The 17682-nt window shown below is 59.7% G+C and carries 10 protein-coding genes; 3 read left to right on the top strand and 7 right to left on the bottom strand.

The window, feature by feature from the left end; all coding sequences use genetic code 11:
* Window positions 1–73 precede the first annotated feature (73 nt).
* Window positions 74–1495, bottom strand: a complete 1422-nt coding sequence (locus ACIO0C_RS14035) for an amino acid permease (protein ID WP_401312880.1) — start codon at window positions 1493–1495, stop codon at window positions 74–76.
* A gap of 479 nt (window positions 1496–1974) precedes the next feature.
* Between ACIO0C_RS14035 and ACIO0C_RS14030 the strand changes: the two genes are divergently transcribed.
* The 3 genes from ACIO0C_RS14030 to ACIO0C_RS14020 all read left to right on the top strand — a co-directional run bounded on the left by ACIO0C_RS14030 (window position 1975) and on the right by ACIO0C_RS14020 (window position 10316).
* On the top strand, window positions 1975–5100 hold the full coding sequence (locus ACIO0C_RS14030; RefSeq protein ID WP_401312877.1) for a transglycosylase domain-containing protein: 3126 nt from the start codon (window positions 1975–1977) through the stop codon (window positions 5098–5100).
* A gap of 153 nt (window positions 5101–5253) precedes the next feature.
* On the top strand, window positions 5254–6480 hold the full coding sequence (locus tag ACIO0C_RS14025) for a dermonecrotic toxin domain-containing protein (RefSeq protein WP_401312875.1): 1227 nt from the start codon (window positions 5254–5256) through the stop codon (window positions 6478–6480).
* A gap of 11 nt (window positions 6481–6491) precedes the next feature.
* Window positions 6492–10316, top strand: a complete 3825-nt coding sequence (locus tag ACIO0C_RS14020) for an NEL-type E3 ubiquitin ligase domain-containing protein (RefSeq protein ID WP_401312872.1) — start codon at window positions 6492–6494, stop codon at window positions 10314–10316.
* A gap of 42 nt (window positions 10317–10358) precedes the next feature.
* Here the strand turns inward: ACIO0C_RS14020 and ACIO0C_RS14015 are convergent, their stop codons facing one another.
* The 6 genes from ACIO0C_RS14015 to ACIO0C_RS13990 all read right to left on the bottom strand — a co-directional run bounded on the left by ACIO0C_RS14015 (window position 10359) and on the right by ACIO0C_RS13990 (window position 17341).
* A complete protein-coding gene (locus ACIO0C_RS14015) occupies window positions 10359–11543 on the bottom strand; it encodes a hypothetical protein (RefSeq protein ID WP_401313160.1) in 1185 nt (394 codons plus the stop codon).
* Between the two features lie 100 nt (window positions 11544–11643).
* Window positions 11644–12135 carry a CS1 type fimbrial major subunit gene (locus tag ACIO0C_RS14010; protein ID WP_401312870.1) on the bottom strand — a complete coding sequence of 164 codons (492 nt, stop codon included), beginning with the start codon at window positions 12133–12135 and terminating at the stop codon, window positions 11644–11646.
* 5 nt (window positions 12136–12140) lie between these two features.
* Window positions 12141–12881 carry a molecular chaperone gene (locus ACIO0C_RS14005; RefSeq protein WP_401312867.1) on the bottom strand — a complete coding sequence of 247 codons (741 nt, stop codon included), beginning with the start codon at window positions 12879–12881 and terminating at the stop codon, window positions 12141–12143.
* Window positions 12882–12925: 44 nt separating this feature from the next.
* Window positions 12926–14197: a hypothetical protein gene (locus tag ACIO0C_RS14000; RefSeq protein ID WP_401312864.1), complete on the bottom strand. Its 1272-nt coding sequence runs from the start codon at window positions 14195–14197 to the stop codon at window positions 12926–12928.
* A gap of 24 nt (window positions 14198–14221) precedes the next feature.
* Window positions 14222–16744, bottom strand: coding sequence for a TcfC E-set like domain-containing protein (locus ACIO0C_RS13995; protein ID WP_401312861.1), 2523 nt, complete (start codon window positions 16742–16744; stop codon window positions 14222–14224).
* Window positions 16745–16852: 108 nt separating this feature from the next.
* Window positions 16853–17341, bottom strand: coding sequence for a CS1 type fimbrial major subunit (locus ACIO0C_RS13990; protein WP_401312858.1), 489 nt, complete (start codon window positions 17339–17341; stop codon window positions 16853–16855).
* Between the last annotated feature and the right edge of the window lie 341 nt (window positions 17342–17682).

Raw genomic sequence — 17682 nt, 5'->3', positions numbered from 1 at the left:
AAGCCTGGCTCCTACAGGTGAAAAAAAGCCCCGGTCATTTCGACCGGGGCTTTTTCATTTCAGGCGTTACGCGTTACGAAGCCGAACGCATCGCACCTTGCGTCACATTGGTCGGTTGCAGCTTGAACATGTAGAACAACACCGTCAGCAGCACCAGGAACGCAGGCCCTACATACAGCGCCACGCGCGTGTCCGGGAAATACGCCATCAGGCCCACCACCAGCACCAGGAACGCCAGCGCCAGGTAAGAGCTGATCGGGTACAACCACATGCGGTATTTCAGGCCGGCACGCTCGCTGGCGCTCAGGCCTTGGCGGAACTTGAGCTGGGCCAGCAGGATCATCACCCAGGTCCAGATCGCGCCGAAGGTGGCAATCGCCGTCACCCAGACAAACACCTTCTCAGGCACCAGGTAGTTGAGCAGCACGCCCAGCAGCAGGGCGCCAATCGACAGCAGCAAGGCACGACGCGGCACGCCATTGCTGGAGGTCTTGGCAAAACCGGCCGGGGCCTGGCCGTTCTGCGCCAGGCTGTAGAGCATGCGCCCGGTGCTGAAGATGCCGCCGTTGCAGGACGACAGCGCGGCCGTGATCACCACGAAGTTGATGATGCCGGCGGCGGTCTTGATGCCCAGACGCTCGAACGTCATCACGAACGGGCTGCCCTGGGTGCCGATTTCGTTCCACGGGTAGATCGACAGGATCACGAACAACGCGCCGACGTAGAACAGCAGGATCCGCCAGAACACCGAGCCGATGGCGCTGGGAATGGTCTTCTGTGGGTTCTTCGCTTCACCGGCGGTCAGGCCGATCATTTCCACGCCGAGGTAGGCGAACATCACCATTTGCAGGGACATCAACACGCCCTGCACGCCGTTGGGCATGAAGCCGCCGTGGGTCCAGAGGTTGGAAATCCCCAGGGCCACACCGTCGTTGCCGAAACCGAAGGCAATGATGCCGATACCACCGAACACCATGGCAATGATGGTGACGATCTTGATCAGGGCGAACCAGAATTCGAATTCACCGAAGGCCTTTACCGCGATCAGGTTGATCGAGCCCATGCTGACCAATGCCGCCAGCGCCCAGATCCAGCGCGGCACATCGGGGAACCAGACGCCCATGTACACCGCCACGGCAGTGATTTCCGCGACACAGGTCACCAGCCACAGGAACCAGTAGTTCCAGCCGGTCAGGAAGCCCGCCAGCGGGCCGAGGTAGTCTTGGGCGTAACGGCTGAACGAGCCGGCGACCGGGTTGTGCACGGCCATCTCGCCGAGCGCACGCATGATCACCAGGATGGCCAGGCCGCCGATGATGTAGGACAGCATGATGGCCGGGCCAGCCATTTCAATGGCCTTGGCCGAACCGAGAAACAGACCGACGCCGATACAGGCACCGAGTGCCATCAAGCGGATATGCCGTTCGCCGAGTTCACGTTTGAGCGGGCCGCTCTGGGCGGTCTCGCCGTGGGGCAGATGATTGCCTACGGGCATGGGGTACAACCTCGTCTTGTTATTGGATATATCCACCGAGTGGCGAAGCGTTGACCGATAAGCCATCGCCTCCCTTGACCGACCCTGCTTCGTGGGCAGAACCGTCTTGCAGGCCGAAACCTGCGAGATCAGCGGGGGTGCAGTATAAAAAGCTCGCGATAGAGATTTTCACTCTAAAAACCACAAAAATCAGGTGTAAATCTCGGTAAAAGCGTTATCCACGGAGATGAATTATCTGGGCTTTGTAGGAGTTTTCGCTTTAGAGACGGCGGCGAGTATTGCACGGTATTGGTGCGTCGTCATGCCCCGGTAATCCTGTCGAAGGCTCTAGATCAAGCCTGCAGGCGCTGCTTAGTGCAACAAGGCTGCGATCCTTTGACTTTGTTGTGTGAAAGCCAGATCAAAAGATCGCAGCCTTCGGCAGCGCCTACTAAGCTTCAGACAAGTCCGATCAATCTGCGTGAATGGATCAATCGACTATGGGCGCTTTACAGCAATCCGATTCGAGTACAACCGTGGTCCAGACTGAACCTGTGGATGAAGCGCCATTACCTGAAAAACCCCCTCGCAGTCGCGTCAAGCACGGCTGGAAAGCGTTCTGGTTGTTGTTGGTGATCATTGCGATTGTCGTGGGCCTGGCGGCGTCCAAGGAGATGCGCACCTCGAGGTTTCAAGCCAGGGAAGTCAGCAAGTTCGCCAAAACCTTGAGCTATGAACTCAAACCCGGTCCGAGCGACGCGATTCATTACCCTGGCGCCGGGCCATTCGACCTGCGCCTGGGTTACAGCTCGCTGGATGAGTTCCTGCCGCGCCTGCTCAAGCGTGATTACGTCATTTCCGCCCAAACCAGGTTTTCCCCGGCCTTGATGGCCTACACGAACAAAGGCCTGTTCGTGCCTTATGCGGAGAAAATCCAGGCGGGCTTGTCGATCACCGATTGCCGCGCCAACCCCTTGTACCAATACAAGTATCCGCAACAGCTCTACGACAGCTTTGAGGCGATCCCGCCGGTGGTAGTCAATAGCCTGCTGTTCATCGAAAACCGCTTTTTGCTCGACCCGCGCCAGCCCCTCGCCAACCCCGCGGTGGACTGGCCGCGGTTCGGCATGGCGGCGTATACCCAGGTCGCCAAGATGCTGCACCTGCCCGGTCAATCGGCCGGTGGCAGTACCCTGGCAACGCAACTCGAGAAGTATCGGCACTCACCCGATGGCTTGACCGTGTCGGGCGGGGAAAAAATACGCCAGATGATTTCCGCCACCGTGCGTGCCTATCAGGATGGGCCGCAAACGCTCAAGGCGCGGCAGAACGTGGTACGCGACTACCTCAATAGCGTGCCGCTGTCGGCGGTGCCGGGCCACGGTGAAGTGCATGGCATGGCGGAGGGTTTGCGCGTGTGGTACGGCGCCGACTTCAACAAGGCCAACGAAACCCTGGCGAGTAACGCCACCGATCCGCAAAGCATGGCGGAAAAAGGCCTGGCCTTGCGCGAAATGCTGTCGTTGATGATTGCTCAGCGCCGCCCTTCCCATTATCTGACCAAGGGCCACGATGAACTGGCCGACCTCACCGACAGCCACATTCGCCTGCTGGCACAAAATGGTGTGATCGATGCACCCTTTGCCGCCGCGGCCTTGGCCAGCAAAGTCACGTATCGCGACTGGGCGACCCAACCGACCATTCAACCGATCGAAACCAACAAGGGCATCAGCGTGGCTCGCAGCCGCCTGGCCGGGCTGCTCAACCGTCCGCTGTACGATCTCGACCGCCTCGACCTTTCCGCTACCAGCACCCTGCAAGGTGAACTGCAAACCCAGGCCACCGCCTACCTCAAACGCCTGGCCGACCCGGCCTATGCCGCTGAAATCGGGCTGATGGGCGAACGCTTGCTGACCCCCACCAGCACCACTCAGGTGCGCTACAGCTTCACGCTGTTCGAGCTGACTCCGGATGGCTCACGGGTGCGGGTACAAACCGACAGCACCGATCAACCCTTCGATATCAATGAAGGCAGCAAACTGGAACTGGGCTCCACCGCCAAAATGCGCGTGCTGACCACTTACCTGCAGATCATTGCCGAGTTGCACGACAAATACGCCGAGATGTCCGTCCCGGATCTGAAGAAACTTGAGGTGCCGGAACAGGATCGCCTGAGCCGCTGGGTGGTCGATTACCTGATCCAGAACAAGGACCACAGCCTGCAACCCATGCTCGGCGCCGCACTGGATCGCAAGTACTCCGCCAGCCCCGGCGAAGCGTTTTTCACCGGTGGCGGCTTGCACACGTTCAATAACTTCCGCAAGGAAGACAACGGTCGCAACCCGACCCTGCGCGATGCCCTGCGCGAGTCGATCAACCTGCCGTTCATTCGCCTGATGCGCGACATCGTGCGCTACACCACGTATTCGGGCCCTAACAACAGGGCCGAATTGTTCAAGGACGACCGCGACCCGCGGCGCCAGGAGTACCTGGCTTCCTTTGCCGACCGCGAAGGCACCTCGTTCCTGCTCAAGTTCTGGAAAAAATATCGCAACAAGGACACCCAGGCGCGCCTCGAGACTTTCCTCGACAGCATGCGCCCGACCCCGATCCGCTTGGCCGCCGTGCACCGTTACCTGTTGCCGCAGGCCAGCCAGCAAAGTTTCAACACCTTTGTGCGTTCGCACCTCACCGGCGAAAAGGCCAGCATCGACAAGGAAAAACTCACCGACGAGCGCCTCGAACGCCTGTACCTGGCCTATGGACCCGGCACCTACGACTTACCCGACCAGGGCTTCATCGCCAAGGTCCACCCTTTGGACCTGTGGATGATGGGTTACTTGCTGACCCACCCGGACGCCACCTTCAAGGACATCGTCAAAGCCAGCCAGTTCGAGCGCCAGGAAGTCTACAGCTGGCTGTTCAAGAGCCGTCACAAGGGCGCGCGGGACAACCGCATCCGCACCATCCTGGAGATCGAAGCCTTCCTCGACATTCACCAGCGCTGGCAGCAAGTCGGCTACCCCTTCGATCACCTGGTGCCGTCGCTGGCCACTGCCATCGGCAGTTCCGGTGACCGTCCGGCGGCTTTGGCGGAGCTGATCGGCACCATCCTCAACGACGGTGTGCGCATGCCGACGCTGCGCATCGACAGCCTGCACTTCGCGGCGAACACCCCCTATGAAACCAAGCTGATCAATGACCCGGATGTCGGCAAGCGGGTGATGCCGTCCGAGGTTGCCACGGCCATGCGCGAAGCCTTGTCGCAGGTGGTGGATGCCGGTACAGCCAAACGCGTCGCCGGCAGCTTCACCACCCCGGATGGCAAAGCCCTGGCCATGGGTGGCAAGACCGGTACCGGTGACAACCGCATCGAGGCCATCGGTTCGGGCGGTCGCATCCTCAGTTCGAAGTCGATCAACCGCACGGCGACCTTCGTGTTCTACATCGGCGACACCCATTTCGGCACCCTGACCGCGTTTGTGCCGGGGCGCACGGCCGAAGCCTTCAAGTTCACCTCGGCCTTGCCGGTGCAAGTGCTCAAGGGCATGGCACCGATTCTCACGCCGTATCTGCAACCGGGGAGCAACAGTCAGTGCCTGCCGGTCGAGGTGGCACGGCGCTGAAAAAGGAAAGGTGGTACATAGTTGTTTTCGGCATGGATAATTCAAATGGTTTAAGCGGGCAGGCAGCCATTGGGCAACGATAAATCCGTCTTTTACTTTAAGCCCCGAGCGTTAGGCTGGAACACCACTTAACGCTTGAGGTTTATGCAAGACATGCCGCAATTACATGGACGTATATCTGCTGACACCGGCGAAGAAAAAGGTCGCCACTACGACTTCATCAAGGGCCGAATCCACCCCACATTCAAGGATGCCTCGCGCCAACGCATCCACGAACTGAGCCTGAGAAAAAGCACGCCCGGGCAGTGGACAAAGATCTCCAAAGCCTTTGATCACTCACCGCTGCAACAGGCCAACCTCGAACTCTGGTCAGCGCAAAACAGCGTCGACCGCACCCTGGAGAAAGTCCAGGGCGTCTACGAGTTCGCCGAACCGTTACTCACCGACGCCCTGCTGAAACAGTACAGGGTTGATGTCGATGTCACCCAAACCTGCCTGTACCTCTACCTACCGAAAACCCTGCCCTGGTACGCCAGCGACCTGGGTGGCGTGGTCACCCGCACTGTCTCGTTGCTGGACGCGGCCCTGCACAACTTTTCGAGCAAGGAAACCTGCGAAGCGGACTCGGACTTCATCAGCCAGCCCGATGCGCGCGGGCACTTCGATATCCTGCCGATCAAACGCAAGATGAGCATCGCCCAGTTCCAGACCCTGTGCCGTGAGCTGGACATCGGCGCACGCTACAACAAGTACCTGGAAGAACAGTTGAAGCCCAAGGACGGTCTTGCCCAAGGCGTCTTGAAACGCAAGCTCATCGAGAGCGACAAGGCCGCCTTCAAGGCCGCCGCGCAACTGGCGGTCCTGACCGGCGACATCGACGCACAAGCGCGAGACCTGATCCTGAGCATGCTCGATGGCCAGCGCAACCTCACCCGCAAAGGCTGGGTGATGGAGTTCAGCGAGTTGTCCATTCTCGACAGCCGGCTGACCGGCATCGTGTTGCTCACCGCCCGGGCGGAGCAAGATCCCAGTGCCGTCACGCCGGTGATTGCCTATGTCCCGCAAGACCCTGAGCACCCACTCAAGGAATATGCTTCGGGTGTCGCCTTCATGGATGAACTGACCCGCCAACTGCGCAACAACCTCGTCGTGCCGTCCACCGGCATGACCTACCAGCAATTCTTCAGCCGGTTCGTCGATCAGGCGGACCGCGGGCATTTTTTCGGTGGACTGCAACAGCGTCTGTTCGAAGTGAAATGGCATGAAAAAGCACCGCTGGACCCGGGGCCGAGCTGGCGCGAAGTGCCCGTCACCACCCCAACCTGCATTTCGATACAACCCCGATCACCAGAGAACTCTGGCAGTACCGCTTCGAGCTAAAACTCAGCAAAGTGCTCAACGACGCCAAGTACATCGCCGTGTCCACCGCCGAGGCCGACTCCAACGCTCGCTGGGCCTGGTGGGAGAACTTCAGGAAAATAGTCTCGGACCTCTTCAACATCGCCCTGATGGTCGTCACGCCTTTCGTTCCGGGGCTGGGTGAGATAATGCTGGCGTACTCCGCGTACCAGATGACCAGCGACGTCGTCGAAGGCATCCTCGACCTCACCATGGGCTTGCGGATCGAAGCGGGCGAGCATATTACCGCTGCAGTCACCGACTTCCTGTCGCTGGTGGCGTTTGCCGCCGGCGGCCAGATCGGTGAGGTGGCGCGCCTGAAACTGTCGCCGCTGATCGAAGGCATGAAGCCGGTGACCCTGCCCAATGGCGAACCTCGCCTGTGGAACCCCGACCTCACCCCCTATCAACGGCCCGATGTTCAGCTGCCGACGGACTCGCGTCCTGACACGCTGGGGCTGCATACCCACGCGGGCGAAAAAATCCTGCCGCTGGAGAATCAGCACTACGCCCTGCAACAGGATGCGCAAACCGGCACCTGGCGAGTCAAGCACCCCGAACGCGACAATGCCTATCAACCCGAGGTGAAACACAATGGTCGTGGCGCCTGGACCCATGAAGCGGAAAACCCGCGCACCTGGGAACGCCCGACCCTGATGCGGCGCCTCGGCCACTCGGTAGATGCCTTTACCGACGCCGACCTGGAACAGGTACGCATCGCCAGCGGCACCGACGAAGGTGCGTTGCGCCGCATGTATGCCGACAACACTGCCCCGCCGCCCTTGCTCGACGACAGCCTCACTCGCTTGCGCATCCAGCGCCAGGCCCGGCAGAACGTGGAGAAAATTCGCACAGGCCAGGCAATCGATTCTGACGCGTACTGGTTTGAACCGCTGGCGACTTACCTGGACGGCTGGCCGGCGGACAAAGCCCTGAAGGTCTACGAAAAAACCGATAGGACCGGCCCGTTCCGTCAGTATGGCAATGCCGAGGCAACGAACGAGCAGACGCTATCGACCAGCCTCGCACAGCTCACCAGCGCTGAGTTCGCCCCTGACCTGGTCGAGTTTCTAAGCGAAGAAGAACTGCAGGCCATGCCAGGCGGCACGATTGACAAAAGCGCGCAAACGCAGGCCATGCGCGATCGCCTCGCGGATGAAGCCACCCGACTGAACACCGACATCGTCAATCAGTTGTATCAGGGCGCGCAAGCCAGCGACGATGCGCAGGTGAGCCTGATCCGGCAGACTTATCCCGAGCTGCCATCCCGGGCAGCGAGAACGCTGCTGGACACTGCCGAACCGGGCGAGCGCGCTCGCTTGGTCCGGGAGCAACGGCTCCCCCTGAGCCTCAAGAGCCGCGCCCGTGAAGCCGCGTTCGAAGCCCGGGCGAACCATGCCTACGAAGGTTTCCACGACGGCGCGCAGTGGTCGGCGCAAACCGAAAGCCTGGTGCTGAACGCCTTGAGGATTCATACCGACACCTTCGCGCAGCTGCGCATCGAGGTTCGCGAGGGCGTCACCGACGGCGCTGTGCGTACGAGCGTGGGCAACGAGGACGCCTCGACCGTTCGGCTGCTGGTCAGGAATCAGCAGAACCAGTTCGAAGTCCGGGACAACACCCAACGCAAACTGCATGACGCCGCTGATTTTTACGAGGCCGTGCTCAATGCCGTACCGAGCGACAAGCGCGCACAGCTTGGGTATCAACCCGGCCAGGGCGAGCGCTTCAGGCAATGGGTCATGGCAAAGACCGACACCCCGGCCGAACGCCGCACCGCCCTCGCCGCACCGCCGATCCTGCCCACGGCCAACCACGAAGACATGACGCTTTTGCGCGGCCCCACGCTCTCGCGCACCGCCACCACGCTGACCGAACGAGTGGAAGACCTGTATCCCCATTTCAACGAACGCGAGGTCAGCATCTTTGTACAGTCGCTGGGTTCGCACGAACAGGCGCATCAGACGCTCGACAGGCTGGACCGTGAACTGGATGACCTGGACGTGCTGTTGAATCGCTGGCGCTACGAACGAGCCGAGAACTGGGGGCCGGATGGCGATGGATTCGTGAACGGTGGCGGGTTGCACATTTCTGAACGGCTCATCGAATGCTTCCAGCGAAAGCCCACGGTGCTGGGTGAGCGCAACACCAGCGCCAACGGCCGTTACGTACTGGACCTGTCCGGCGACATGAGTGCCATCGACCTTGAGCTATGGTGGCAGAAGCTGCCGGACATCAAGCACTATCTGGATCAGGTCGACACCCTGAACCTGGACCGCACGAGCTTTTCCGTCACCTCCTCCGGCCTGCTGGAAAACTTCCCTCACCTGCGCCAACTGAGTGCCAGGAGCTGCGGCTTGACGCAACTGCCGCAAAGCATCGGCAAGATGCACTTCCTGCGCACCTTGCGCCTGATGAACAACGACATCACCCTGACGGCGCCAGCCGTCGAGCAACTGCGCAACCTGACCCACCTGGAAACCCTCAGGCTCGATGACAACCCGCGCCTGGGGCTACCTCCAGATGTCTCGCGCATGCCCAAGCTGAGGATCCTGGGTTTGAGCACCACGGGTGCAACCCGATGGCCGGAGGGTCTGTTCGGGCCGTTCAGCAAACATCGCCCGCGGGGGTTTTTCCTGGACTTGCTGAACAACCCGATCAGCGAAATGCCGAACGTGGTTCCCGGTTCCGCCGATGCCTTTATCGTGGCCCGCACCCTGATCCACGAAACCCCCTTGTCAGAGCGCAATCGACTGCTGTACCGGGAGTATCGCCGCTCGGTCGGCATCCCCGCCGAGCAGGTGTACGCCGTCCATGCGCCTCGCGCCATGGAGCAGTGGCCGATGAACAACGATTCGACCTGGTGGAGTAACCGGGCGCCGGGCCTGGGGACCTTCCGCGAAGAAGCCTGGGACGAACTGATGACCGAGCCGAACTCCGCCGGCTTTTTTACCCTGATCGACAAGCAGACCCGCTCGGCCGATTACCGCGCCGGTGGCCAGTTGCGCCAGCAGCTCAGCGATCGCGTGTGGCGCATGATCGAAGCCATGGAACTGGACACGGACCTGCGCAGGGACCTGTTCGAAATGGCCAGCGCGCCCACCACTTGCGCCGATGCCGGCGCCCAGGTGTTCAACCATATGGGCATCAAGGTGCTCGCCTCCGAAGCCTATGCCCTGTCGACTTCCAATGCCGTTCTGGAAAGCAAGCTGGTGCGCCTGGCCAAAGGCGCTGCGCGCCTGGGGCGGGTGGATGATATCGCCCGCGCGGATTTCGCCAGCCGGGAGGGCAACCCGGATGAAGTGGAAGTCTACCTTGCCTATGAAACCGGCCTGGCCCAACGCCTGGAGCTCCCCTGGCAGTCGGAGTCGATGATGTTTCGCCAAATTGCCGGCGTGAGTGCCGAGACCCTCGATACCGCCTTCGACACCGTGACCTCGATGGAGGCCGGCGACGGTTTGGTCAACGAGATGATCGAGCAACCGTTCTGGCAGAAGTACCTGCTCGATACCCATCCGGACGCCTTCAGGCGCAATGCCCGGGCGTTCGAAATCAAGAGCAGTCTGCTCGATGACCTGCGCGAAGCCCAACAGGCCTGGGCCAGCACCAAGGGTCAGCCGGAGTCGCAACGCCGGGCACTGCAACAGCGTCTGCAAACCATTGCCCAGCGCCTGGAAGTGGATGACGACATCGTGATGACCGAGGAAGGCATGACCGATGAGACCTACAACCGGCTGTTTCAGGACATGGCCTACGAAGAAAAAGAGCTGAGTAGAACCCTGACCCATGCCGCGCTGAAAAAAGACGCCGAGCAGTAACGGGTAACCCTGATGCATCGACCGATGCATCAGGGTGCTTCATCAACCCACCTCCGAGTCCCAGATCACCGTGACATTGCCCGAATAGGATCGAGTGATTCCGGGCTTGAGCATCTCGTCTGTTTCACCCGGCGCAATCTCGAAGTGCAGGGTTCCCGGCTTGCGGTCGACATAAAAACGCGGCTGGAACAACTCGGTGCCACTGCCGTCGCGACGCAATGGCCGCCGGTTGACCGGCTGCAAGGTGGCATCCAACAGGCCCGAGGGCAGGGTCACGCTGACATCCAGCGGCACGACATGCCCGGAAACCGGGTCGCGCACTGAGCAGCGGTTGCCATCGAGGCTGTACTGGCAGTCCATGTTCATCTTGAAGCGGCTCGATGCGGAGAGATTGAAGGTCTGATCACGAAACAGCCGTGTCGGCTTGCGGCCCTGCGTCAGCCAGGCCTGCCAGCCGCCCTGCGGGACCAGTTCCACGCGATTGCCGCCGGGGGGAATCTCGGCTTTGAGCGTGTGCTCAACGTTCAGGGTGAAGTTGAGGGTGATCAATTCATCGTCAGGCAACATGACATCACCCATGTCGAAATCCCCCCCTGGCCCAACAGTGTAGTTCAACACCCCGCGGTACGTTCCCGTCGACATGGTGAGCGGATTGGGAGTGATCAGCTCGTAGGAAAAACCGGCGTTCTCATAAGCAAACTGGTAGTCCTCGGTAATGTCCCTTTGAGCCTGCTTGACACACACACCCGCATTGGCAGGGACTCGCCAGAAAAAGGCGTAATACAGACTGTGGCCATAACCTACTCCTCCGTAGGTGCAAGGGGCAGGTGGATAGACCCACGAACTCTGCCAGATTCCTACGGGTAAAGGCTTTTTGATCGTATAAGCCGCTCCGATGCCATTCACGCGCATTTTTACCGTCTCGGATTCACCTGTCGCCTCATGAATGACCGTGACGTCCTTCCAGTACGAAGGCACCCGGAACATCGGTCCCCGACGCTCATCATGTAACGCCGTAATTTCTGTCACGGACTTGAACCGAATGGGCAAAGCGACGCTGAAAACACCATTCTCACAGTACGCAGGATGACCCTGGCAATACCCTCCCGGTGGCGTTGTATTCTCGAAAGAATTTTGCATCGGACGGGCTGGATCTGGCCGGAACACGGCCGTCATCTCCAGTGTTGCGGCCTCGACCGACATTGTGCATCCGCCCACCAACACCATCGCACACAGGCGGTTCACTGTTCTATTCATGTTCATGGCGCTATCAACTCCCTATCCACCAACGACCTCTCTCTGGCCGCTATCCCCGGCCCAGTGATTATCACGCCCCCGGCAGCACCGCGTTGAAAACCATATTGACGCTGCCAAAATAACTGCCGGGCTTGTAAACGCCGTCGGCTGGCGGCATTGGCTGCACGTCCAGCAACACGCGCTTGCCTTGCGCCGCTTCGCTCTTGGGCACCACCTCGCTGCTGGTAAGTTCGCTCAGCACCTTGCCGTTGAACAGCACCCGCAACGCTATGTCATCGACCTCCCTGCCGTTGGACAGGTAAGGTCGACCTTCCAGCCGAGCCTCGATGGAGCCGGCTTCACTCCTCACATCGAAATACTTGCGCAAGCCGCCCAGTGTCGAAGTCGACGGATTCCACGGCAGTCGCTGCTCGCGGTGAATCCAGTCAGGGTCCGCCGGGATGACGTAGAACGCCTGGCTCGGAATCGTCACGAACACCTCAAAGTGCTGCACCTCGCGGGCAGCCAGTACTGAATGGCATGCCAGGGCGGACACCATCAGAACCGTCAATTTTCTAAACATGGTCATCAGCCCTTCACATCGAGTTTCTTGCTGCTCTCGCCTTCAATCAGCGTAAAGCGGTACTCGCGACCGGCCTGTTTCTCGAATTGAAAACTGCGGCCCGCCAGAATGTGATGCTTGGTAGTCGGCATACAGTCCTGCTCGTTGCTGACCGAACAATCCTTGAACTCATCGATCACCACCACGGTGTTGCCGTTGTTGCGGATGCGGTAGTCCTTTGCGCCGTTCTCGATCACGCTGGCGTACCGCGTATCTTTGGGCCGCACGAAGAACACCGCGCCGTAACCGGCCAGTACCGTGACCCCGGCGGACAGAGCCTCGCGGTACGCCTCACGCTCCTCCACGGACACCGCGAACTCGTCTTCCTTCTCGGGCACCACCGGCACAAAGCGCACGCGAAAATATCGCTCGCGTTCGCGTTCGCCCATGTACAGCAGGCGCGTGCCCTGCATGCCGTTGGCGGGCACGATCAAGCGCGCCGGGCTGGCCATCAGGCCATCCCGGGCGGCGCCGTCGGGACTGACTTGGAGCGGCACTTCCCGGGCCTTGCCGTCGGCGTCGTAGAGGATTTCGAGGATATTGACCTTGACGAAGGCGGTGCTGTCGCCGCCATTGAATACCCGTTTCAAGTAGGTACTTTTATCGCCGTCCATGTAGTCGTAGACGGTGCCGATATTGATATTGGGGCCGGCGTGGGCCAGTTGCGTGAACAGGAAAAAACCAAACAGCGCCAACAGGGGTTTCATCGTTGCGAACCTCGTTAATGGGAAAAAGAGCAAAGGGCGAGCCGCTAGACTTGCGAATCCCAGATCACCGTGACGCTGCCCGAGTAGGACCGGCTAATGCCCGGTTTGAGCATCTCGCCTGTTTCGTCCGGGGCAATCTCGAAGTGCAGGGTTCCAGGCTTGCGCTCCACATAAAAACGCGGCTGGAACAGTTCGGTGCCACTGCCGTCACGTCGCAATGGCCGTCGGTTGACCGGTTGCTCGGCACCGTCCACCAGGCCATGGGGCAGGCTCACGCTGACATCCAGCGGCACGACATGCCCGGAAACCGGGTCGCGCACTGAGCAGCGGTTGCCATCCAGGCTGTACTGGCAGTCCAGGTTCATCTTGAAGCGGCTCGACGAAGAGAGATTGAAGGTCTGATCACGGAACAGCCGTGTCGGTTTGCGCCCCTGCGTCAGCCAGGCTTGCCAGCCGCCCTGCGGGACCAGTTCGACGCGATTGCCGCCTGGGGGGACCTCGACCTTGAGGGTGTGCTCGACGCTCAGGGTGAAGTCGAGCTGGATGATGTTGTCCGAGGGTATGACGATGTCGCCCAGATCGAAGTCGCCGCTCGGGCCAATCGTGTAAATCTGAGTTCCTTCGTATACCCCCGTAGCCATCTTCAGCGGATCCGGGGTGCGCAGCTCGTAGGTAAAGTCCAGATAGTGGAACGTAAAACCGGGAATCAGGAACTTGGCCTGCTTGGCACACACGGTCTCCTGAGGAGTCAGCCAGAAAAACATGAAACCGGTAAAACCGTGATAGGAGGTAGAGCCGATCCCCACGCATGGGCTGGGCGCAATTCGCCAATCGCTTCCCCACAACACCGTGTGTGCCCAGGTAAGACTCGATTCACCGGTAAGCTCTCTTACATTCTGACTGAGGCGGTACACACCACCCAACCCGGCAACACGGATCTGCACTATGGCGGGTTCGCCAGTTTCACGATTAACGACTGTCAATGAACGCCAGTTGGCGGGCGTCTTTATCATCGCGCCCTGTCGCACATCTGAATGGTTGGGCAGGACGGGACCACCGGCCGGAATATTCCCAACGTGTGAGCGCAGACTAAAAATGTTGTGAGCTTTGCATATGGCGGGTTGGTCCGTGCAAAACCCCATATTGGGCGTCGTATTCCTGAATTCATTTTTCTGCGGGTTACTCGGGTCCGGATTGAAGGTGGCCGTGATCGGCAACACCCTCGCCTCGATCTGCTGACTCGATACCGCCAGGCAGGCGCCGATGAGCACCACCCTTGCCGTGTGCCAGGGAAAGCCAGTCAATACATTGAGCATGTGAAAAACTCCAGATAAGTGGGATCAACCGGCCCTCTGCACGGCATCGGCCACATTCGCCAACGTATCCGGCGTGCACCGCAAGTCGCCGATCATCAGCACATTGTTTTCCGTGCGGCCCTGGCTCGGATCCAGGCGGAACTGGCACAGCAACTGGCTGCCGTGGCGAACTTCCAGCGTCGGCGACCCGGCGTTCATTTCCATGGAGAAGAAGCCGTCCACTTCACTGACCCCGCGACTGGCGTGGTTGATGATGTGGTGGCCCTTGAGCGGGTTGCCCTGGGGGTCGACCAGACGACCGAGCACGGTGAGGGTTTTCATCACGCGAACCTGGCGATACTCGACGCCGCCCTTGTTCAAGTGATAACTGGAACGCGCCGGCTGGATGGTGGCGGCGGGCACGTGATTGCCTTCGAAGTCGAAGCTGACCGAGCTGCTCTTGTACGCGGTGATCGGCACGAAATTGCGCCCCGGCCTGAGGACCGCGCTGGCGCCGCTCAAGTCGTCGGCGCGCAGGGCGATGCCGTCGATGTCGGATTCGACATCGATGATCATGCCGGCGCCGTTGCGGCTGTACTGGCTGGTCATGACCATCTTCTGGCCACCCACCGCCACGGTGCTGTCCATGTTCAGGCCGCCGGTGAAGTCATTGTTGTAGGACGAGCGCTGGATGAAACCGTCAGCGTTGAGGACGTCCGTTTGCATCGTCGCCATCGCGTTCATGCCGACGCCGTAGGTGTCGGTGATGGCCGTGGCCGAGACGTTTTGCAACAGGTGATCCTGCAGGTCTTTGCGGTAGGTGACCGAGGCATTGTTATCCCGGCCGCCCTCTCGGGCCGTGCGCGTGCCAATGCTGCCGGAGATCTGCTCACCCGGGCCGCCCAAGGCGATGTTGATGCTCAGGTCGATGCCACGGTTGCGGTCGTCACCCGAACTGAAGCTGCCGGGTCGGTCGAACAATGACAGCCGCCAGTTGGCGTCACTGCCAAACAATCGGGTGCGCTGGGTCCAGCCCAGATCCACGCCGGTGCCTTCGGTGTTGCCTTCGCTGTGGGAGACCCGGGCATTGACCGAGCTTTTGCTGGTGATTCGGTGATTCACCGACAGCGACGAGTTACTGGTCTGACCGACAAACACATTGCGTTGGCGCACCCGTGTGCCGTCGGGCAGGGTGTCGTAGAGCCGAGTGGTGTCGAGCCAGCTGCGGTTGTGGCTGGCGACGATGCTGCCGCTGCCATAGGAATACAGCCCCTGCACATCCAGGCCGGTGCCGTGGTCTTCGGTCTGGTAGACGTTGGCATAGACACTGGCATTGTTGACGATCGCCCAATCCACCGACGTGCCGTACTGCAACGCGTCGCGCACCTGTCGCCCGCTCAACCCCAGAATGACCCGTGGGTGCAGCAGGAAGTTGAAGGCCGCGCCAGCGGTCATGTCGCCATCGTCCTGCTCATCCCAGTTGCTGAGCACTTTGGACTCACGACCGGCAAACAGGTTGTAGCGCCAGCGTTCTTCGTGATTGCGCCAGTTACTCGGTTTGTAGACCAGCTCCTGGGTGCTGGAGGTGATCTGACCGTCTTCGATCAGGCGTACTTCCACTTCGTAGATGCCACCCGGTAGCGGGCGGGTATCGAGGGTTTGCAAGCCGGCGGGCATCGCCTGGGTATTGATCAACAGACCGTCGCGGTAGATTTCCACCGAACCCTGGCGGTTGGCAGTGACATAAATCGGATAGACCGCCGGCTTCGGGTTATTGATGGCCAGGCTGTCGGAACTGCCATACATCACGCCCAGCGTGGTGTCGGGGCTGGTGCCGAACGTACGGGGTTGTCGGGTCAGCCCTTCGGACGAGGGAGTGAACAAACCCAAACGCAGAAAACTGCCCTCCAGTTCGCGTTGCGTGTAGAGCTCGTTCACCGAGTGATAAGTCTGATCATCCAGGCCACCCAGTCGTGACAGTTGGATGTTGACCGCCTGGGTCCAGTTGCCCAGGCTGCTGCTGGCTTCAAGGCCATAGCGCCCACCCAGGTCCTGGTTCTGCCCACCATTGAGGTTGAGCTGGTTACGCACGATCAACCCGGTGCTGCCGCCTTCGGGCTGACTGTAATAAAGTGGCGCCTGGTCATCGCGCTCGGCGTTTTCCGTGAGGATCGACACCAGGGAATTTTCCAGGCTGTAGTGCACCGCCATCAGTTGCTCCGGGCAGTTGGCCTGGCAGCCACCCAGCGCTACACCTTGCTTCAAATAGTTCGACCAGGTGTCGCGCTCACCCGCCTTGATCGTACTGTCGCTGACATCCGCGAAGTCAACGAGGGTGATGCGATCGTCGCGTGTTAACACCACCATCGCCTCACCGAGAAATTGTTGGTCAAGCTCCACGCGCACAGCCAATGGCACATCAAAAAAATGCTCTTCGAACTCACTGGGCAAACCCTTGGCTTGCGCCAGCAAACTTCGAGGCGTATTAGTGTTATCCGCTGGTGCGGCCAAGGCCGTTGCACAGAAAAAAAGGGCAAGCGCCGTCGCGATGGAAGTCATCGGGAACATGAACGAAATACTCTGAGGATAAGTGCGTTAAAACCCGATCGACAGGCAGTAACTGCCCATCGACCGGCAAGTGTTAACGAATAAGGCCGAGCCTTGAGTTATGCTGTCTTAGTTGATGCGCGGAATAGCATCGAAGATCACCACTGGAGTGGCCGTGAACAGGCCCGTTTGTGCGGCAGTGGGTTTGGCTGCGGCAATCACCAGATCCGCGCGCATGCCGCCGTTGGACTCGGTATCGCCAACCACTTCCTGAGAAGCGCCGGTCAAGGTGACGCCGTTGAAGCTATAGGTCAGGGCGATGTTGCTGCTACCGTTGAACAGCGGTTGCGGGCCGCCTTCCACATAAGCGCCCACCGAACCGTTGGTGTGGCGAATATCGTAAGTCGCACGCAGCGGATCCAGGGTGCCATCTGTCAGGCGGTAAGCCATTTTTTCATCTTTACCAAAGTCAGGGTTGACCGGTTGGGCATGGAAGACCTGGGTAGGAATGGTGGCGCTGATGTTGATGGAGGAGCGCGATTCTTCCGCAGCGAACGCCACCGAAGAGCTCAGGGCCAGGAGGGTCATCGGAACGGCGATTGCAAACTTCTTGAACATTGTGGAGTACCTGTTTTTTTCGAGTAATTGGTATGTGAAAGTCGGCATTTTATTTTTATCGCCTCAAATAGTGGCGATCTGGCTCAACTTTCGACGGAGTGAATAATCAACCAATTTCCTAAGAAAGTAAGTACGTAAAGTCCACACAGCACGTAGTAAAAGCGAACTACAGGCAGAAAGAAAAAACCTCATAACATTAGATTTAAACTGTTTGACCGTCAGAACCATACTACATACAGTTTTAACCAAAAAAACATACAGGAATAAAACCCTTTATTTCCGGGCATGTCGGCACTTATATATAAATACCAAACGCTCAATTAGATTAATAGCTCTAAATT

The sequence above is a fragment of the Pseudomonas sp. NPDC087336 genome, assembly GCF_044744285.1.
In the GTDB taxonomy this organism is placed as follows: domain Bacteria; phylum Pseudomonadota; class Gammaproteobacteria; order Pseudomonadales; family Pseudomonadaceae; genus Aquipseudomonas.
The sequence above is the reverse complement of the archived record's forward strand: the minus strand, read 5'-3'. Positions and strand labels throughout refer to the sequence as shown.